The following is a 20,004-nucleotide window of genomic DNA, read 5'->3' as shown; positions in this document are numbered from 1 at the left end:
GCAGGCTAGGAACTCAGCGTGCACCCAACAGACGACGTACTGCGTTGAAATCCGACTCCACCGTTGCCGGATCGAACCCGGCCGGCACCGGTATTGCCTTGCGCTGCCGCTTCCCTGCGACCGGCGGCGGGGTAGCCGCAGCTTCCGGCGCATACAGCTGATCAAACAACTGATCACGCGCCAGCTTGTCTTTATCGCGGTCACCAGTGTGCACGGCTTCCAGCCACACGGCTTCCGCCTCGTCGAGCAGCGAATGCATCGACGGCAGCACGCCCATCGGGTCACCGATGCCGTTGTTGATCAGCCGCGCACGGATCGTGCGCCAATGCGTCGCCGCGAAAAACGACAACATCTGCACGGCGAAATACGGACGGGCCGTGCCCCACGTCGCGAGCGCACGCGCCACATGACCGAACACGCTGTCCGACATCTCGCCGAGCATCATCTGCTCGAGGATGCGTTCATGCTCACCAGCATCGAGGTGGCTGCACACGAACAACATCAGATAGTTGGACCGAGCGGACGCCTTCGCGGTGTCGACGTCGTCCCCAGCTGCGCGGATCTCCTCGTCGGTGACGACGATATCGGGGTTGACCGACATCGCCAGCCACGCCACCGCGCCCGGCCTGGGCCGGCGCGCCCGCACAACCCCGACATCGGGCACCTGGAGCGGCCCGAACGTGTCACTGAACGGCGCCAGTTCCGCATCGCCCAGCATGTCATCGAAACCCGGTGGCGGCTCCCACATGTCAGAACGTCTGGACGCCCGGCACCAGAATCGACACCGCGATCGACCGGCCCGACCACTGCGGCGTCTTCGTCGGCACGAACATCCGCTCCCGCGTCGGCCGCGGCGGCGACGCCAACACCGCAACAGCCATCGAACTGCCCTCAGCGTCCACGTCGGACAACTCGACCATGTCATCCGGCGGAGCCTGGTTGATCGGAGCCTGCAACGGCGAATGCGCGAAATACGAGGCACAGATGAGCAGTTGGCCGGCGCGGTCGATGCTCGGCGCGATGTGCCCGTCGTCGCGTTCCCAGAAGAACCGGCGCAGCGTCGACGCGATCTGCCAGCCGTCGTCGAGATCCAGTGCGGCGTTGCGCACGACGACGAGGTGCACGATCTCCTCGGCCAGGATGCCGGTGGTGAAGTGATACGAGTCGGGCTCGTCACTAGATGCGATGCGCCAGTACACCTTCATGTGAACGTCGCCGATACCCGCGAGGCCGTCATTGCGGACATGCCAGAGAGTCCAGCCGTCCTCCTGTGGGTTGATGTCGGAGGCCAGGCCGATGTTGTTCGCGACGATGGCCAGCATGACGTCGCCCTCGGCGGTGCCGGTCGGCACGTCGACATCGGTCGGGAACGTGTTGTTGGTGGAGTGCTCGACACCCACCACGATTGGCACAGGGCGGGGCTCTGGGGTCGCGACGGTCGGGATGCCGTACAGATCGACGCGTGTGTCGCCGGAGATGAACCCGGATTCGGTGTTCTGGTCGCCGCCGTCGATCGCGGTGTTTTCCCAGAACTCGCTTTTGAAACGCAGCTCGACCCGCGCAACGAACGTGAAGCCCGGCTCGACGACATCCCATCCGGTGTCGTGAGGCATCAGCGGGGCGGTGCTGGAGTTCTGCCGGATCTCATGCACGGCGAAACCAGAACCCAGTGCGAGGATTCCGCCTTTGCCGACGTCGAGTCCGCATCCGAACCGGGACACTTCTCGCATGTCCAGCGGGCCCGTGCGGTCGATGACGATCTCCAGTTCGTCGAGCCAGACGGTGCCGTTGGTGGCGTCGTTGTCGATCCGGACCCGCAGTTGCGTGACACCCGCTGGCACGGTGAACGTCTGGGATTGGTCTGCCCACACGAGCGGGATCGGCAAGGCCGCGGCGCCGAAGGGCAAGGTTGCGATGAGTGCGTTGGTGGCGTCACCGATGCGAAGTTTCGCGTTCGGGTTGGTGCCGTTGTAGTCGAGAGTGCGGCGAGCTTTGAACGACATCCGGACGGCGTCGCCGGGCGTGACGTCGAGCACCGCTGTTCCCATGTGGGCCTGCTGCACTGCGGGATTCGCGTTCATCCTCAGTGATCGTTGACCGGAGGCCTTCTGGTCGGATGTGAGCACGAATGCGGCAGGCAGGATGAAGCCGCCTGCGTCGGTTTCGAAATCGGTGACGAGCAGTTCACGCTGGATGGTCACACCGTGTGACATCGCGATGTACCCACGCGAGCGTGCCTGTAACGCGACCTGGGCGCCGCCGCGGGTGACCATGCCGTACACGTGTTGCAGCATCGGGGTGTTGTTCGTCCACCGAATGTCGACGGTGTGCACCAGGTCGTTCTTGTTGCCGCCGCCGCTGGTGTCGTAGCTGCGCGACACCGACGTGGCGGTCTTGGACGCGAGGATGCGGTACTGCGTCCACGGTTGCGGCGCAATAGTTTCGTCGATGATCGAGAAGTGATCGTTGCTCATGCTGACCCCACCGGCCAGGCGAGCAGCAGCAGACGTGCCCAGCGTGCGTGCGCTTCCCAGCGCGGTTCGAACTCGCTCGGGCTGGTCCACGTGCCGGGTGTCTGAACCGAGCACACGTAGCGGAAGTGCACGCTGTGCTGCGGTTCGAGCTCGCCGATCGGGACCAACGCCTGGGTGGTGTCGCCGTCGACGAACAGCCGTCCGAACTTGAGCGCCTCGGCCGATGCCTCTGGCCGATCGATCTGCGCGCGGCCGCCGAACGCGTCCTGAACGATGCTTGGATAGTCCGCGACGGGGCTCACGCCTTTCGCCGACGACCAGGCATCGTGGATCACCACCGTGGACGGGTTCTGAGCCACGATGGTGCGCGGCGCCCGAATCACCTGCACCGCAAGCACCTGCGGGTCAGGGCTGTTGTTAAACCAGGTCACGTCGCCGTCGATCATCACCACCGGATCCGGTGCCCGGGTGATCGTGCCGTCCTTGGTGGACTCGAGGAACCGTTCAGCAACGACGCGGGGAAACCAGTTGCGCCGCATATCGAGACCGTCGACGGTCGCCAACATGTACTCGAGCGTGCAGGGCTTGATACCCATCAGCCGGTCACCACCGTTCCCTGCTGCGGGAAGGCGATCAGCGACAGCCGCGCCCAGTTCGCCCGCGCCTCATGCTTGGGGCTGTTCTTGTTCGCGTTGTCCGACCACGGCGGCGGCGTCCACATATAGCAGCGGTACCAGAGCGCGAACTGCTGATTCGGCGCGATCTCGTACGGCACCCACTCATCAGCAGTGTTGACTTCGGTCCACATCCACTGAAGCCCCGGCTGCGGCTCAGCGACGCTGTTGGTGCCCAGGTCGATCGCCGAACCGGTCTGCCCGTTGAAGATGCTGGTAGTCAACGGCTCCGCGGGCTCAGCATCACGCGCGAAAGTCCAGCGGTCCCGGAACTGAATAGCGTTCGGATTCGACGTCAACCAGTAACGCGGCCCGCGCGTCACCCGAATCAGCAGACGCTGCTCCAGTGGAGAATCGTTACGCCAGTACAGCTTTTGGTCGATCAGCAGCTTGCCCGGCAACGTGATCTGCGGAAACACCTTGCCGTCACCATCGGCGGCCATCGCCCGCACATCAGCCACGAGGCGGGGCACCGACCATGGTTGCAGCCGCAACTGGCCGGCGTCGTCGGTGGTGAGGTTCTCCCCGATGCAGACGTTCGGTTCGGTGAACTCGGTGATCGGCACGCGTGGTCCTTTTACGCCGGGGTCCAGACCCGCGGCGGGGAGCTGACGACGCGGAAGTTGCGGGTGAACGGGCTGGTCGCGTTGGCCGAGATCAGTTGCGGCAGCATCGCCCTGGCGGCTGCCTCATCGGGCACGGTCGCCACCGTCACCTGCCAGTACTCCTCGTTGGCGAGCAGCGTCTCAAGCTCGTGATAGGCCATGTCGACGGCGATGCGGTACTCCTGCTGTGCCTGCGCGTACGCCTCGGCGGCGGCCTGGTCCTCGGGGTCGGCCGGTGGTGTCGGCGGGACCGGCTGAGCGGGCAGCAGTTCCTGCGGTGGCGTCGCGACTTCCCATTCGACGCCCCATTCGAGTTCGGACATGCTGGTCTCCTATGCGGCGAGCGGGCTGAGGGTGATGACGTCGGACGCCAGGCGGATGATGTCGCCGGACACACCGCCTTTGGAGACGGTGGCAGCTCCGGTGAGTAGGCAGTTCCCGGCGGTGGGGTGGTCCCAGATCGATCCGTGGGTGATGGTTTCGGTGGCGTTGAGGGTGTGCTCGGGGAACGCGGTGATCGCGATCTGGCCGCTGGCGGCGGCGCTGAAGGTCAGCGGGTAGCGGGTGGTGTTCGCCGAGCCGTTCGCGGTCCCGTTCGGGCCCGGGTCGCCAGTGTGCGGCCGGAAGTAGACGATCGCGGGCGGTGTGTAGGGCACGTTGCGAAACGTGTGGTCCAGCAGCTTGTTCGCCAGGTACGCGGTGATCCCTGAGGGCATGGCGCTGATGGTGGTCTACTGGCGTGCATTGAACGCGGCCAAACCACGACCACCGCCACCGCCGTTGCTGCCGGTGCCGTTGCCGCCGCGTGCGCCGCCGCCGGGTGGGTTTCCGGGGGTGGCGTCACCAGACGTAACGGCTGCGCCACCGATGAAGCTCTGGCCATTGAGCAGGACGTCCTTGCCGCCGTTGGCGTTGCCACCTTGGGCTGCGCCGCCGGCCTGTCCACCGGCGCCCCAGCCGCCGCCACCTGCGCCACCGGGACAGGTCAAACCCATGCCGGTCGTCGTGCCGCCTGGGCTGCCGTTGGTGGGCGAGAACCCGCCGGTGCCTCGGGCACCTCCACTGGCTACGGCACCGGCGAATGCCAGCTGTGACCATGGAATGTCGATGCCCCGCTGTCGGGTCGCCCATTGCCACGTGGCACCTTCTCCGCCAGCGCCGAACAGGCCGAAGCCGCCGCCAGAACCACCGCCTCCGCCGCCGATGAACGCCCCGTCGATGAAGTCGCAGTTGCGGGGAAAGACGTAGTTGTACGGGGCCGCGGCCGAGCCGGGGGCGCCGTTGTTGATGAAGTCGGTGCGCGCTGGCAGCCCGGTGGCGGGGAATCCGAACGCCATGCTGTGGCCGGCGGTCAGCGTGTTCGCCATTGCGAGCGTGCGGATCTTCGCGATCGCGAGGCTGTGTCCGACTGCGAGCGACTGGGTGATGGCCAGTGTGCGGTACTTCTGCAGCGTCATCGTCTGGCCGACGGCGAGTTCGTGCTCCAGGCCCATGTCGAGCACGCGCTCCAACGTGAGCGCCCGGTTCAGGTTGACCGTCTGGCTGATGGCCAGTCCGTCGACGAGCTTTGCCATCGAGAGCGCATGGGATACCTGCAGATTCAGCGCGGTGTCGAGCATGTAGATGCCCTGCAGGCCGAGCGTGGTGGTGACGTTGACCGGGTGGGCCATGTTGAGCTTGTAGAGCGCCTGCAGCGCCAGCGATTGGCTCACGTGGACGCTGTGCACGATGCCGATGTCCTTGAGTGCCTGCAGCTCAATCTCGTTGGCGAAGACCACGGTGTGGGCCATGTCGAGGGTGAGCACGGCCCACCAGCCCACCTCGGGTGTCTGCGCTGGCGGAGCGGTGAAGTCTGGGAACCAGCCGCGTGGCCGCACAGTCCGAAGCTGCGGAAGGTCCGGAAACCACCCGGTCATCAGACCCAGTCCCGAAGCGTCCAGTTGTCGATCTGCCCTGCGTTGAACAGCGATGCCCGCGCGATCCGCAGTCCGCCGTACCGGAAGTCGGGCCCGTGCTGCATCAGGCCGCCGCTGTCAGGCCAGTTGAGTCCGATGTCGTTGCCGTCCTTGAGCGCGTAGTAGGTGCCGGCGCCGGGGTCGTAGTAGAACTGCCACGGCACATCGTTGAGTCCCGACGAAACGGAGGCTCGCTCAGTCAGCGAATTCCATGGTCCTGTGTAGATTTTCGCGGTGTTGATGTTGCATGCGAGGTACACGACTTGGGAGAGGTCGCGGTTGCAATTCAGCAGCAGGCCGCAGCGTGGTCCGGGAACTGCGATCGCCGTCCCGTACAGTGTGCCCTCGACCCACATCTTGTCGCCGCCGGTGGGTCGGATGTAGAGCGCGTTCTGCACACCATCGGTAAGACCTGAGAAAGACGCTCGATTGTTCGAGATACCAAGCTGGTTCGATCCGGTGTCCGACTTCAGGAACCACAACGAACCCAGCTTCGACCGGTTATTGAAATCATCAGTATGCGTCTGATCGTCCCCGCCAGTGTTGACGGACGCCAACATCAACCACGGCAATAGCGTGGCCGAACTTCTGGCAGCATCTGCTTCCGCTGTGGTGTAGGACGTTTGATTGGTCAGCCCAGCGCTTAGGGTGTTGAATGCGTATTCCGGCGAGTGCGTGCCAATCCTCAAGCAGGCGATATTCACTTCAACAGCCGTTGTCGAACTGTTCCTGACACGAATCAAGTACCGTTCGCCTGCTTGCGCGATGATCCCCGCATTCGTTGCAGCGGTGACGTATTGGTTGGCAGTTGTTAATTGGCTGGAAATATCGACAGAGGAGATCCTGGTGAGCGACCGGTCGCTAGCCTCGCGAAAAACTTCCAGGTAAACGTTGTCAACGGTCCCGGCGTCTTTACTCATGTAAATGCCGACTGTGTCGGCAACTGTTGTGGCAGTTACCGTGATGTACGCGCCGAAGCTGACGCCCGACGACAATCCAATAAGCCCCGCAGTGGCGTAGGTGTTTGTCGACAACGGAATGGTGTGTGTGTGCGCTGTCCCGGACGATGCAGCACCCGTCACGCCTGTGACAAAGTACCCGAGCAGGAACGACTCAGGATAGGTAACGTCGGCGATCGGCTCGCGGCACACCCACGTTGGGTTCCGGTATCCACCCTGTGCCAGCGCAGCGATCTGGAAGTTCTGCTGGTTGATTTGGTTCGCGGCCGTCGTGTCCTGGAAATTGGTCAGGCTGTGGAAGAAATCAACGACATTGGCGATCGCTGAGCTTATTGGCGTGACCACCGCGCCGATCAACACGTCGCCGATCTGGTTGACCGCTGTGTTGAAGTTCGCCAACGCTGTTGTCAATCCGTTGACCAAGTTCTGTGGAATCTGCTGGATCACGGCGGCTGGGTTCGTCCAGAGATTCGTGAGCAACGTCGCGATGTCCTGCCCGGCCTGATTCGCGGCGTCCTGTATCCACGCAATCTCGTCGGACAGGTCGAACAGGTCGTCCCAGAAATCGCCGCTTGGGGTCAGCCCGAGTTGGGTCATGATCGACTGCACCGTGCCGGTGATGCCGTTCCACACCGACACCAGATCAGCCGTCAGATCCTTCACCCACGCCTGCGGCATACCACTACTGGTCTTCTTGGCCGACGCGTCATCCCACCACAACGAGCCGGCCGTGGCACCGGGGGTTACGTCGAACTCGAGCACGACCTCATCTACCGAGTTCGGCAAGTCGGGAACGATGTAGGTGCCTTCGAGCTTCAGCCAGCCGTCCACCGCGCCGGGATCGTCGTCGCTCTCACCGGCAGGAGACAGCGACGCAACCGTGCTGGTCGTCACCAGCGTTCGGACGTCACCCTCTCGGTGGTAGCCCCGCACCGACAGCCGCACCGAATTCGCGGCCGCCGTCACGCTCTCGTAGAACACATGAATCGACACCGGCAACGTTTCGTCAGCGCTGACCTCGATCGCGTTCGACACCGCGACATGCGTCGTGCCGTCGCACTCAACGCGCGCCGAACCAGGCTTCAGCCTGCCGAACTCGCCGTCATACGTGATCGACGGGTTACTGGCGAACGTCGCCGGATTGTCGAAACCAGGGTCGGTGAGCAGCTCAGCAGCGCCGTCGAACAGGTGCGCCCACGGCAACGCCGGAATGCGCGTCGGCGATATCTGACCGAAGAACTGCGACAACACCCACTGCCTGATGTCGTCGAGGCTCGGCGGGTTGTCCTCGTCGACGTCGGGGTAGCCGACCGCAGTCGCGATATCGCCGACGTTCGACACGACAGTGCCCCGCGCCGACAGATCCACGGTCGTCGGCTCGGCCGGCGCCTGGCCGACCTCCAACGTCTCCCCCGGCTTGGACGCCATCAAGCTGCCGTTCTGAGAGGACAGCACCCACGGCCCAATTCGTGTTGTCTGGGACCGCTCCAAAGCCTTCAAGCGCCGGTCGAACTCGCGGATCAGCTCGGGGTCGGTGCGTGTCGTCCGGCCGGTGCGTGTGTCACTCATCCGCGGCCACCGCCGAACCCGCGCTGTTGGGTCTCGATCAGTTCCGGCAGATCATCATTCACCGACTCCAGATCGATACCAACGGTTGAGGAACCCTTCGCGCACGTCACCGTGACGCCCTCCAGTTCCATCGTGGACAACAGCCCAAATGCCTCCACGTTGATCCGGGCCGACGGCACCAACCGGTCGATCGTGATCGGTGCGTCGGGATGCAGCGACGCACCGGGAGGAACCTTGAGCGCATCACGAATCGCGCCCGAGTACCGCACCGCCTGCTGCGCAGCGCGATCCGCATTCGACACACCAAACATGGAGTCCCGCTTGATAATCGTCTCCAAGCTGAGGCCTCCCATCGGCACACGAGCACGTGACTTGCTGTCACCGGCCAGCAACAGCACGTCGTTGTAGGTGCTGGTGCCGTCACGGATCACCGACACCTGACCGTCGACGAAATCCATTTCACTCAACGCGGTGATCACATCGGTCTTGACCGGGCCCAGCAGCGGAATGCCCGACACCACAGACCAATACAGACCGAGGTCCACCAGTTCACCGATCACCTCTTCGGTCATCTTCTCGTCAGCCACGCAGGAGAATTCGAATCGGTCCCCCCGCGGATCGTTGCGGGAAATGGGCCGCAGGTTCAGGCCGTGATGTTCGATCATCGCCTCCCACAGCTCGGTCGCGATCTCGGCCGGGTCGGCAGAATCCCACCGGTTCGTCACCTTGGTACGGGTCCGGCTCCCCAGCGAGCTGACATCGCCAGCCGACAACACCAGCCAGTTGCGTCCCTGCTCTGCGTGTTGAATCGGGCCCGACCAGTACAGGTCTCGCTGGTTTCCGTCCCACACGTCAACCCAATGCAGCCACGGCGCGATATCCGGGATTCCGACATATCCGGCCTGCGGCGGTACCTGCAGGTCGCAAATCGACGTCTCACGCGCGGCGCGGGTCCACTTCAAACTCGTGTAGCCATTGGCCAAGAACTGATACAGCTGCACACCCTGAAGCGTGCGGATAGACACGATCTGCTCATCGGCGATGATCACGGCTCACGGCTCCCGATCATGCAGAACCATCTCGACCTCGAACTCCGACGAGCTGGACGTCTGAATGATGAAGTCCCAGCAGGTCTGTCGGTCGATGATCGGCGGCCGCCACGGCGCTCCGTTGGGGGTGCCGACGACACCGACGACGCGGCGTACGCGTTCGTCGTAGTTCGCCCAGAATCGGCTGGTGATGCCGTCCAGGACGAGTTCGGCACCCGCGGGCAGACCTGACACCTGCAGCGGCCACAGGTTGTCCTCACAACGAATGTCGGAGCCGCACTCGCGCCAGAACGCCTGCAGGGTCAATGACCGCTCGCCGGTGTTGCGGATGATGGTCGTCACCGCGGTCTCGCGGCACCTGAACGCGTAGTCCATTGTGGGCACCCGGAAGCTGTACTTGTCGATCTCCCCGACCGGCAGACAGCCACCGCACACTGGCGGCGGTGTCGTCACCACCGCGATCTCTTCCGGCACACACTCGGTGGAGAACATGACCGGCATGTCCTCGCACGTCTCAGGTTTCGCGCAATCCGCCGCGTGAATCCAGTTGATCGGCTGCCGGGTGACCTCGTCCCAGTCAACCGGCACCCTCACGGCCGGCAGATATGCGTACGGCGACAGAACGGCCATTTCCCAACTGATCCGATACATGGTGGCTTGCTGGTGCTGGCGAGCCTCGGCGTTGTACTCCTGCACGATCCGCGGCTCTTTCGTCAGCACGACGCCGTGGACCTCCCGCACCAGCGTCGCGGGGTCCACCGCCGAGTAGGACGGTGAGGCCGCCAGGTATCGCAGTGTGCTGGTGGTGTTGTCGGTGGTGTCGCGCAGCCGGCATGACAACCAGTCCATGCCGTACTCGACACCCGCGTGGGTGCAGGCGATCAGCAACGCTTCGAACGTCACGGTGCGTGAGGCGTCGCGGTGCGGTCCCGCAGCCGCGCCGGCCCCAGCCATCTGGGTGATCGGCCGCTCCACAGGCGTCGCGCCCAAGCCATCGACGCTCATCACCCACACGCCGCCGAACTCGCCCGACTCCGGCAGCTCGGTCGAGTACCACGGGGCCAACTCCGGCCGATACACCATGTCGCCCAGGAACTCCCGCAACCCGGGCCACGAATCGTCGTAGGACACGATGTCCGAGCACGACGAGCAGATCGCCGCCGGGCCCCAACAGGTGCCGTCGATCTCCATCAGCCCGGGCCCGAAGCGGCGCGACCCTTCCGGCGGGGACCACAAGCCCGTGCTGATTTCCTCCGAGCTGGCGGGGATCTCGTACAGGCCAGCCGACACCTCGATCAGCTCGCACGGCCCGAGTGGCACCACCGGATACAGGCCACCATCGCCTTCGAGCTCGCCGACCGGCAGCAGTCCCTCACCGTCGGGCGGCAGATCCTCGGGATCGTAGAGACCGTCAACACCTGGGTCCTCGGGGAACGCGGGCCCGGGAATCGGTTCGGGACCCCACATGCCGGCGTCGGACGTCGGCACTTCACGCCCAAGGTGTGCCGTCACACGGGCGGTGTTGGCGATCTCAGCCCCGTTGAGCTTGAACCATCCTCGGTAGCTCACGACCGCATCAGCTCCCTCAGCCCGGCGTAAACGTTCTCGGCAGCCTCGGGTCCGCCCGCCACCTGTATCGCGCCCTCCCCAACCTGGATGACGGTGTGGCTGCCCGGCTCCGTCGAACCGCGCCGCTCCAGTGCCGCCACCATCCGCTCAAACAGCACGGTCTGCTGCGGTGACAGCACCCGCTCGGGCGCGATCGTCGCCTTCGGCATCATCCCCATACCGCGCGCCACACCACCGGAGTCGAACGACAAGCCGCCCACCAGCCCAGCCAGCGGCGCGAACAACGCCCCCAACCCGCCAGTGAGCGCGCCGATCATCGCCAACGGGATCTGCAGCGCCGCGTTGGTCGGTCCCGCAATGAACTGCTCGATCAAACCGCCGCCGAAAATGTTGTTCATCAGGCCGGGGAACAGCGTCTGCAACCCCTCAGCGACGGCGTCGACCGCCACATCGGTGATCGCCAGAGCCAGGTCGGTACCGATCTCGGCGATGATGTCCACGCCCGCGCTGCCCGCCGACGAAATCAGTGACGACACAATCCCACCGGCGCCCGGTGCCTGTGTGTTGATCGCCGCGCCGGCCGCGCTCGCACCAGCCGAGATCGCGGCGTTGGCCACCGCTTTCGCGATCGGCACAATGACCTTCTCGATGATGTACTTGATCAGCTCCTGGATGACGATCTTGAGGATCCGGATGCGTTCCTGGGCGGCGATTTCCTCGCTCGACTGGGAGCGGTCCATCAACGCTGAGGTGTCGTTGAGTAGGCGACCGGTGGCGTCGAATCCCTGGAATTCGCCGCGGAATTGGCGGAACTCGTCGGTCATCTCGTTGAGGGTGTCGCGGGCCTCGATCTCGACGCCGAGCACCGACAGCAGCACCCTGACGAGGATGTTGACGATCATGCCGATGATCGGGATCTGCGAGACCCCGAAGAACTCGGCGCCCACCACGTCGTTGACCACGACGCCACCGCCTGTGGCGTAGCGCCGGAATCCCCGCTGCCGCATCGCCTCGACTGCGCCTATGCCGCCGAGTCGCTGCACATCGTTGGTGCTGAGCACGAACTCGCCGGGCATGAGCAACGCCGGCACCGAATCCTTGCCGGGTGTGCCGCCAGAGACTGCGCCGCCGGCCGCCATGCCAGGAACGGCCGCCGCCGCCGTCTGCACCACCTGTGATGTCTGGGCTCCGGCCTGCGTCGGAATCGCTGACCGCACAGCGTCCGCGATCGGCGGGCCCGCCGCGTTACCCATCGCGGTGCCGATGGAGCTGGTCACGCTGTCCTTGAGGCCTTCGAGCGCGGACTGCACACCCGCCTTCACGACCGGCTCCAACGCCTCTTCGTTGAGCTTCTGGTTGGTCTGCTCGATGACGTCGACGAGCTGCTCCCGCATGGCCTGCATCTGAGCGTTGAGGTTGGTGAACGTGCGGTCAAGGATCGACGACGTATCCGAGAACATGCGGCCGGATGCGTCGAACGCCTGGCCGTCGTTGCCCATGATCTCGCCCGGGTCACCGCCCTGGCGAGTGAAGTCCTGCACGTTCAACCCAAGTGCCTTGGCCAGGGCCAACGGATTGCGTTCGCGCACCAGCTGATTGAGCGTGGCGTAGCTGGCGTTCTTGGTGGCCCACGGCTCCTGCCCCAGGCCGGTGACGCCGCTCATCACGTCGCCCGCGACCCCGGTCGCCGCCTCACCACCGGCGCCAATCGCCGCGCCGAGAATGTCCTGGCCGAACCCGCCGCGCATCTGCCCGTCGAAGTTCGTCACGTACACCGGCACAACACCGCCAGCACTGCCCAGGGCGTTTGTGCCGGACTCCCCCAGCGAACCTGGCAACGACGTCAATCCCGGCAGCGCGTTCTCCATACCTTCGCGGATGCGGGCGTGGATGTGGTCGAAATGATCGCCGCCCGTGTCGGTCTGCCACAGTGACCCGGTCGGGTCGATCAGACCGTTGTCGATCAGGAACTGCCACATCTGATCGCCGAGCGCCTTGCCCGCTGGATTGGCGCCGCCGCGCGTGGTGCCGCCGGGAATCATGATGTCGATCGCGCGCCCGCTGGGGTGGTCGGGGTGCGGATCCTGCCGCACACCGCCGATCTCGCGGACCTGCGGGAACTGCGTGGCGATCAGATCCCACAGCTGCGCGGCTGCTGGCAGCAGTCCCTCCTTGCTTCCCTTCGGCCCGCCGACCACCGCCGGCAGCCCCGTCGCCGCGAGAGCTGCCGTGGTGGGCACGCCCTGTTGCTTGGCGAGCTGCTCTCGGTAGCGCGTCAGCGACTTGATCAGCGGTGTGTTCTGCGCGTCGAGCGTGCCGGTGTAACCGGGGCCGCCCACGATCTGCTCGACCAGCGCGGCGATCTGATCGTCGGACAAGCCGTTCTTGCTCTTGTTCCGCGCGCTGGCGAGCGCGGTGATCACCGGGTCGTTGGCGTTCAGGCCCAGTGCGGTGACATCGGCCAGATCCCCGGATCGCGCGAACGCCGCCAGCGCCGACGCATACCGCGTGTAGTCACCAGCACCGCCGACGCCGCCAATGCCGCCAGAGAGTGCCTTCGGTACGTAGTCGGCCGGGTTGGCGCCCAAGAACTTCTCTGGGTCGCCGCCGAGAGCCTGAATCGCGGCCGCCGCCATCTCGTAGCCAGGGTTGCGCGCCTTGATTGGCGTTCCGAACGGGCCCATCGTCTGTCCGGCGGTCTTCGTTGATTCCGCGATCTGCGACGTCGCCGACGCTGTGTCAGCCAGCGGCCCGCCGCCGCCCTTGCCGGCCAACAAATCACGGATCTCGCTGAGCAGCGCCAGGACCGGGTCACCGCCATTTGCCAGCGTGCCGGTCGCGCCGACCACGCCGCCGTCGGCGTAGCCCTTTCGTGAAATGCCAGCCCGGAATGACGAGTTCAGGTTGTACAGCCAGCCGGAGCCGAGCGCCCGCATCGCCTCGGGGATGACGATGCCCTCGCCGCCCGATAGTGGCCACAGCACGTTGTCGACGCCTGGCGAGTACCCGGGGATGACACCACCGTCTGCGCGGCCGCCGCCGCGGGGCCGCCCAGACTCTCCGGGGAATGCAGGTATGTAGCCCGGTGTCCGGAACTGCGACGGGTCGATCGGGTTGCCGTTCGGATCGGTGAACCGGAACACGATGTTGACGTTTCCGTCCGGCAGTTTCTGCACCTCGTAGCCGAGCGCCTTGACCCGCTCGATGATCTCGGGGGTGTTCTCCTTGAGCACCACCTGGCCGCTGGGCAGCGTCTGAATGTCGTTGGCCAGCAGTTCGGTGTTGGCGCGCGCGTTCGCGGCCTGCTCGGCAACCTGCGCCAACGCCTGCTCTGCGTTGGACGCGTCGATACCGGGCATCTCGATGCGGCCGGTCTTGAGGTCGTCGAGCAGGGTCTCGTACATCAGGGTGCCGGGTTCGGGGATCGACTCGGCCGTGGTGGGCAGTCGTCCGAGGTTCGGGTAGAACTTCTGCTGCCGCTCTTGGTCTTTGACCTCCTGCGGAATGTTCGGGTCAGCCTGGCGGGCGACGTATTCGTTGTCGTCTTTGATCTTCTGCACCAGCTCGCTGATCGTGAACATGAGCGCGGTGATGCCGAGAGTGGCCGGGTTGAACGCCAGGGCGAATCCGCTCGCCGATCCCTTCGCTTTGCCTGGGATGCCGTCGAGCAGGCCGCCCATGCTCGTCAACTGGCCGATGACGCTGGTGATGCCGCTGATGGTCTTCCACGCGAGGAACGCCGTCACGACTGCCTGGATGCCGCCCGGCATCGACGAAATGACCCCGGTGATCGAACCGAGCACGGGCAGCAGCACGTCGGTCCACTGCTTCATGCCCTCGTAGACGTCGACCAAGATGGAGCCGACGTTCTGCAGGATCGGCCACCATTTCTCCAGTTGCGCACGGCCTTCAGTGAAGAACGCCGTGAGCTTGGCCTGGCCCTCTTCGGACGCCAAGAAATTCGCGAGCGCCGTGGACCCATCCTCCAGCGCCTGCAGCAGTCCACCGTCCCCGCCGGCCGCCTGAGTGATGCTGGTGATGATCTTGCCGACGTTGAGCAGCGTCTCGCCGAGATTCCCTGCGGCGGTGATGCCTTGGTCGATCCACTTGTCGAGGTTGCCGTTCTCAGCCGACTTTGTGACCCAGTTGTCGAGGCGCGTCAACGCCGCGGTCGCTCCGTCTGCGAGGCGGGGCAGGAAATCGCTCGACTCTGCCGTGAGTGTGCCGATCGCGTGGGCGAGCGGCTCGATCGCGGCGTTGGCGCGTGTCTGCGCCTCCGCGGTGTTGCCGAACACGCGGTCCATGAAGCTCAACGTCGAGTCGCTACCCCCGACGCGCAGCAGCTCCCGGAACGTGCCGTTCCATGCCCGCGCGATGCCACCCAAGCCCCGCTCGGCGGTCGGCAACGCCTTGCCGACAAGGCCGGTGATGTCGTCGGTGATGCCCTCGAACATTGGCTGCGCGATGATGTCGCGTTGAAATCGTTCGAACTGCGGGTAGAGATCCTGACCGACGGTGCGCGCGAGCTTCTTGACCTCGGGGGCAAGGTACTTCGCCTTGTCGATCTCCTCGAGCGCGCTGGCCAGCTCGGCGGGGTCGCCGGACTTGGCCGCCTCCCACACGTCGCTGATCGCGTCGGACACGCCCATCATGCCGAGCTTCAGCGTGCCGACCGACGACACAATGCCGCCGATCACGCCCGGCACAACGGCGCCGACTTGGACGAGCTGCTGCACCGCGCCAGCCACGTTGGCCACGGCGGTCGCCACCGCGGGCAGGCTGCCGACACCGAGCGCGATCGCGTTGAGTCCGACTGGGCTGGTGATGAACCGGCCGCCGCCACCCTGTCCGGTAAACAGGTCGCCGAACGCGCCGCTCCCACCGCGCCCGCCCCCAGAACCGCCGCCTCCACCGCGGCCGGGCGGTGGGCCAGACGCTGTTGGCGATGCTGCATTCGCAGCACGGGCCGCGGTATTCGCCAGAATCGCCGCCGTCTGCCGCTCATACGCTCGTGTCTGCGCGTTGATCTGGCGCGTCGTCACCCGCCCAGCGGCCACAGCTTTCTGCGCCGTCTTCGTGTGCTCGTCGCCGATGTCCTCAACAGCCTCGGTGACCGTCCTGGCCGCCGCGGTCTGCTTGGCCGCCGACTTCTCCGACTCCCGCGACAGGTGCGTGTAATCCCGCTCAATCTCGTTGAGGCGACGCTGCAGATCGGCCAGCACCGGCGCGATCGCGCCCTGAATTTCACGCAGCAGCTCGGTCGGCAACCCCGACCCGTCAATCGACAGGTCAAACTTGATCGAGCCGACGGGCGTGGTCACCGGGCCAAGCTAGCGAGACAGGGTGCTACGACTTGGCTTTGCCGTTCTGCACCGCAGCCAGCGCCTCAGCATCCTTGATCGCGCGCTTACCACCGATATCGACGATGGTCTTCAGCAGGTCATTCCACACGCCGTCGACGCCCGCATACTGCTCGTCGTCAGGGTCGGACATGCGCTCTAACACCCGCTCGATGCTCTCCTGGGAGAGATGGCTCTTGACGAACTTCTGCGTCAGCTTCAACTGGAATTCCGGTGTGCACGCCTGGCCGGCTTGGAACAGCGCCGTGAGCGCGTTCTGGTGCGGCACGCGGATGGCGAGCTTGTCGCCCTTGTACTCCAGCCAGTCGTGATTCCACGACGATTCGTGCACCCACTCGCCCGCGTCGTCGGCGGGCTCGTCTTCGTTGACGACTTCTGCGTCGTGAACGTGGTCGTCGCGCACCGCGGGCAGTGCGTCGGCTACCGCGACCACTTCAGGCTCGACCACGTCGTCCGGTTCGGCGGCCGGCGGGGCGGGATCAGCGGTGGTCGCGGGTTCAGCGGGTTCGGTTACTTCGGTTCCGTCCGAGGCGAAAACAGTCATGCGGAGCATCGTGCGCAGCGGTGGTGCAAACCCGTCCGGTCAGCGTTCGCGGGCCGCGACTCGCTCGGCGGCGTTCCGCAGGAACGGCCTGGCCCGCACTCCTGGGTGCCGCACGAGGCGGGCGAACACCGTGCGGCCACCGATCTGGAAACGCAGCGCCTTCGCCCGCCGCGGCCGGATCAGATGCGGGCGGCTGCCCTCGTGGACGTACAGCGCGTAGTCCGCCGTGGCGTGCACGCTGCCCGATACTGTGCGCGGCCCGGTGAACGCGATCGGGCCTTCACCGATCGTGCGACCCAGGTTGCCCGTGCGCACGGGCACATCAGCGCGTGCCTGGTTCGCGGTCCGACGCTGCAGCGACGCCATACGACGTCGCAGGAACACCCGGGACTGGTCGTTGAGTTCACGCTCATCGAGCGTGACGTGCGCTCTAACTGTCGCCACTGGACCGCGCCCGGCTGCGGCGTGCCTTCGGTTCGTCGCCTGCGGGCTCGCCGTCCTGCGCCTCGACGGTCTGCGGCTCGTCGGCCGGCGCGAAATCACCAGTCGGCAGCGGTGACACGCCGCTGGGATCGTTCTCCGTCACACCGGTGTGATCGGCAGGCTCGGCCTCCGAACCGTCGTAGGCGGCGGCATCCGGATCATCGAGATTGCCAGCCACCACCGCCACGGCGCCGATCTGCACGAGCTTGCGGATCTCGTCGGTCACCTCGACCGTCGCGCGCTTCCCCCGAGCGAGCCGATCGCTCGGCATCGAAGTTCCCTCGATCGTTACATGATGTGCCACAACGCCTCTCCCATTCTTAGAACGACACGTAGGCCATGCCGGTCCACGCGATCAGCCCACCTTCGGGGCCCAGCGGCGCGATGGTATCGGTGGCCACTGCATGGTCGTTCTTCGCCAATGCCGTGGCAGCCATGCACAGCGCCAGCTCGATGCGCCACGAATCATCCAGGCTTATCTCGGCCTCACGCTCCAGCACCGGCCACTTCGGTGTCGCTGACATGTCCGAGCACCGCGCCACACCGACCTCGACGGCCACAGCGCGCTTCACATCGGCTGCCTTGCAATCGCCGTCGCCGACGAACGCAGACGGAAAATCCCGCGGGCGGCTGCGGTAGCGGCGGTCAACTCGAACCCACAGCAGCGGCCCCTTGCACCCGATCGTCAAGCCACCACTCTCCGGATCCCAAACGGACATCGGCAGGGCGCCGTCGCTGGCGAAGAACCGAACATCGGTAGAGCCGCCGCCGAGCGGCGCCTGCACCTTGTCGTTCGGGTTGAACGCCGCTTTCATCGCGGTGATGAACGCGTTGACGATGTCGGAGGCCGGGTCGTGTGGAATCACAGGACCTCCGCATTCTGCTGGAGCTTATGCGGATTGACCGCAGACAACCACAGGTCGACTTCGGTGAGTCCAGTCTTGCCGGCCGTCAGGATCTTCGACGGATCGAACTGGTGGCTGACACCGCGCCGCTGCGTGGCTACCAACGTTCGCGGCAACCGGCATTCGCCGTCGTCGTCGCAGGCCGCGATGAACTCGCGGGCCAACTGGCCGGTGAGCTTGTCGACGCCGGGCGGGACCGGATAGCCGAGCGTGTACGTCACCGCCCAGGTGCCGGGCTCGCCGAGCGGCCGGCCGAGGTCCTGCCGCGGCCACGATCCGCCGCCCTTGCGGTACAGCGCGTTTCCCTCCAACTGGTAGCTCGACGCGTCGAGCGCCGCGCCGTTGATCGTCACCGCCACGATCGCGTCGACCGGGCCAGGCAGATGCACCACCCGCGGGCCCGACACCGAGCAACTGCCGATGCAGCCGCACGGCCAGTTCACCCAGTGTCCGGCGTCCAGAGTCAGCACGAATGGGCCGTAGCCGAAGCCCTGGGAGTACGACGGGCAAGGCCGCACGGTCGTCTCGCACGTACCGAACTGGCGGCCGGACAGCGCCCACAGCACATGAATCGCGATGTCCTCGGCGGCGTTGCGGCGGGCCAGCGCGGCGAGGTACTCCGGTGTCGGGTTCTCCGGATCGTCACCGATCGGCGGCAGGTCCGGCAGACACCCGCGGTCGACAGGCCATGTGCAGCTCACACCGCACACGGTACGAATTCGGGGTGCTCACAACGACGAATCGCCCCGGGGTCAGTCCACCCGAGGCGATCCGTTCGTCTGCGACTACGCCGGCGTGACGGTGACGGTGCCGCCCGTCAGGCCGGTGCCGTCCGCGGTGAGCGCGGGCAGCGACGGGTCCAGCGTGACGGTGTAGTTGCCCGCCGTGCCAGCGACCTGCACCTGCCCGACCTCGACGTTGGGCAGCGCCTCGATCGCCGACTGCAACGCGGTCGGCAGCGCCGTGTGCGCGACGTTGGCGGTTTCCTCGGTGCCGACCAGCGCGGTCCAGTTGCCCGTGCCGGTCACGTCGACGTCGTACACCTTGCCGTTGCAGATCGGCTGCGGCGGAGCCACATCGGCCGCGGTCGGACCGAAGTACGAGTTGCCCGGGCCGGTGAAGATCGACTGGATCGCGAGTTCGCAAGCACCGTTCGTCGGCTCCGGCGGTGCGATGGGGGTGCGGAACAGCGCGATGTGGTTTTCGTCGACCGGGTTATAGATCGGGACGAGCAGACGGCCGGGGGTGCCGGAGCTGTCGATGGCGGCCACGTTGTACGGGCCGCGACCCCAGTGCTTGGGCTCGATGGTCCGGCCGTTGTAGGTGAACGTGCCCACCTCGGCCGCCACGTTCACGGCGTCGGACACGAACTCCGTTGCGAGGAACGCCAGATAGCCGTACTGGGTGCCGCCCGCGGTCGCCGAGAAGATCGAGTCGTCTTCGGGGATGGGGCAATCGTCGTCGCCCTCACCACCGGTCCACAACTCGAACATGGCACCCAAGGTGGTGTCGACCGACTTACGGTCAAGCACGCCGATCGGGTTGCCGTCGTAGTCCAGCACACGCGTCCAGCTGGCGATGATCGCGAGCAGGTCGGGGTCGACGCCGCACAACTGGAGCGAGACGTCCCACCAACGGCGCTCCGGCGGAGTGCGGTCGGAGACGCATTCCTTGCCGGCGGCGTTCTCCTGCGTCAGCTCGTTGGCCTGCTTCATGTTCGGGTTCAGGCCCACCCGGATAAATCCGTCGGTAACGATTCGGTTCGCGGGGCCCTGCAGGGGCTTACCGCACTTGTCCGTCTTGGTCACGCGAAGCGCGTAGCCCTTGACCCATGAAAACGCCATGTGCTGGCTGTCCT

At 65.7% G+C, this 20,004-nt stretch carries 17 protein-coding genes; all 17 read right to left on the bottom strand.

The genetic code is table 11. From position 1 onward, the window contains the following. Positions 1 to 13 precede the first annotated feature (13 nt). The 17 genes from ACRCUN_RS06360 to ACRCUN_RS06280 all read right to left on the bottom strand — a co-directional run bounded on the left by ACRCUN_RS06360 (position 14) and on the right by ACRCUN_RS06280 (position 19,990). Complete coding sequence (locus tag ACRCUN_RS06360; RefSeq protein WP_462140782.1) at positions 14 to 748, bottom strand: DUF7240 domain-containing protein; 735 nt, start codon at positions 746 to 748, stop codon at positions 14 to 16. A gap of 1 nt (position 749) precedes the next feature. Then, on the bottom strand, positions 750 to 2,474 hold the full coding sequence (locus ACRCUN_RS06355; protein ID WP_462140781.1) for a hypothetical protein: 1,725 nt from the start codon (positions 2,472 to 2,474) through the stop codon (positions 750 to 752). Beyond that, on the bottom strand, positions 2,471 to 3,070 hold the full coding sequence (locus ACRCUN_RS06350) for a DUF7172 family protein (RefSeq protein ID WP_462140780.1): 600 nt from the start codon (positions 3,068 to 3,070) through the stop codon (positions 2,471 to 2,473). The genes ACRCUN_RS06355 and ACRCUN_RS06350 overlap by 4 nt, the downstream gene beginning before the upstream one ends. Further along, on the bottom strand, positions 3,070 to 3,714 hold the full coding sequence (locus ACRCUN_RS06345; RefSeq protein WP_462140779.1) for a DUF7172 family protein: 645 nt from the start codon (positions 3,712 to 3,714) through the stop codon (positions 3,070 to 3,072). The genes ACRCUN_RS06350 and ACRCUN_RS06345 overlap by 1 nt, the downstream gene beginning before the upstream one ends. Positions 3,715 to 3,725: 11 nt before the next feature. Next, positions 3,726 to 4,076, bottom strand: a complete 351-nt coding sequence (locus ACRCUN_RS06340) for a hypothetical protein (RefSeq protein ID WP_462140778.1) — start codon at positions 4,074 to 4,076, stop codon at positions 3,726 to 3,728. Between the two features lie 9 nt (positions 4,077 to 4,085). After that, on the bottom strand, positions 4,086 to 4,469 hold the full coding sequence (locus ACRCUN_RS06335) for a phage tail fiber protein (protein WP_462140777.1): 384 nt from the start codon (positions 4,467 to 4,469) through the stop codon (positions 4,086 to 4,088). Between the two features lie 15 nt (positions 4,470 to 4,484). Then, complete coding sequence (locus ACRCUN_RS06330) at positions 4,485 to 5,669, bottom strand: glycine-rich domain-containing protein (RefSeq protein ID WP_462140776.1); 1,185 nt, start codon at positions 5,667 to 5,669, stop codon at positions 4,485 to 4,487. Then, positions 5,669 to 8,071: a phage tail family protein gene (locus ACRCUN_RS06325; RefSeq protein ID WP_462140775.1), complete on the bottom strand. Its 2,403-nt coding sequence runs from the start codon at positions 8,069 to 8,071 to the stop codon at positions 5,669 to 5,671. Before ACRCUN_RS06325 ends, ACRCUN_RS06330 begins: the two co-directional genes overlap by 1 nt. 161 nt (positions 8,072 to 8,232) lie before the next feature. After that, a complete protein-coding gene (locus ACRCUN_RS06320; RefSeq protein WP_462140774.1) occupies positions 8,233 to 9,285 on the bottom strand; it encodes a hypothetical protein in 1,053 nt (350 codons plus the stop codon). 3 nt (positions 9,286 to 9,288) lie between these two features. Further along, positions 9,289 to 10,854 (bottom strand): hypothetical protein, encoded by a 1,566-nt coding sequence (locus ACRCUN_RS06315; RefSeq protein WP_462140773.1) that lies wholly within the window; start codon positions 10,852 to 10,854, stop codon positions 9,289 to 9,291. Beyond that, positions 10,851 to 16,175, bottom strand: a complete 5,325-nt coding sequence (locus ACRCUN_RS06310) for a VldE C-terminal domain-containing protein (RefSeq protein WP_462140772.1) — start codon at positions 16,173 to 16,175, stop codon at positions 10,851 to 10,853. The genes ACRCUN_RS06315 and ACRCUN_RS06310 overlap by 4 nt, the downstream gene beginning before the upstream one ends. A gap of 25 nt (positions 16,176 to 16,200) precedes the next feature. After that, positions 16,201 to 16,758, bottom strand: a complete 558-nt coding sequence (locus ACRCUN_RS06305; protein ID WP_462140771.1) for a hypothetical protein — start codon at positions 16,756 to 16,758, stop codon at positions 16,201 to 16,203. Positions 16,759 to 16,797: 39 nt separating this feature from the next. Beyond that, on the bottom strand, positions 16,798 to 17,202 hold the full coding sequence (locus ACRCUN_RS06300) for a hypothetical protein (protein WP_462140770.1): 405 nt from the start codon (positions 17,200 to 17,202) through the stop codon (positions 16,798 to 16,800). Next, the gene (locus ACRCUN_RS06295; RefSeq protein WP_462140769.1) at positions 17,189 to 17,512 is read right to left on the bottom strand and encodes a hypothetical protein; all 324 of its coding nucleotides are present in this window, start codon (positions 17,510 to 17,512) and stop codon (positions 17,189 to 17,191) included. The genes ACRCUN_RS06300 and ACRCUN_RS06295 overlap by 14 nt, the downstream gene beginning before the upstream one ends. A 49-nt stretch (positions 17,513 to 17,561) precedes the next feature. After that, positions 17,562 to 18,107, bottom strand: coding sequence for a hypothetical protein (locus ACRCUN_RS06290; protein WP_462140768.1), 546 nt, complete (start codon positions 18,105 to 18,107; stop codon positions 17,562 to 17,564). After that, positions 18,104 to 18,847 (bottom strand): hypothetical protein, encoded by a 744-nt coding sequence (locus tag ACRCUN_RS06285; protein ID WP_462140767.1) that lies wholly within the window; start codon positions 18,845 to 18,847, stop codon positions 18,104 to 18,106. Before ACRCUN_RS06285 ends, ACRCUN_RS06290 begins: the two co-directional genes overlap by 4 nt. Before the next feature lie 84 nt (positions 18,848 to 18,931). Then, positions 18,932 to 19,990, bottom strand: a complete 1,059-nt coding sequence (locus tag ACRCUN_RS06280; RefSeq protein ID WP_462140766.1) for a hypothetical protein — start codon at positions 19,988 to 19,990, stop codon at positions 18,932 to 18,934. Positions 19,991 to 20,004 lie beyond the last annotated feature (14 nt).

The sequence above is a fragment of the Mycobacterium venezuelense genome, from assembly GCF_054919535.1.
The sequence above is the reverse complement of the archived record's forward strand: the minus strand, read 5'-3'. Positions and strand labels throughout refer to the sequence as shown.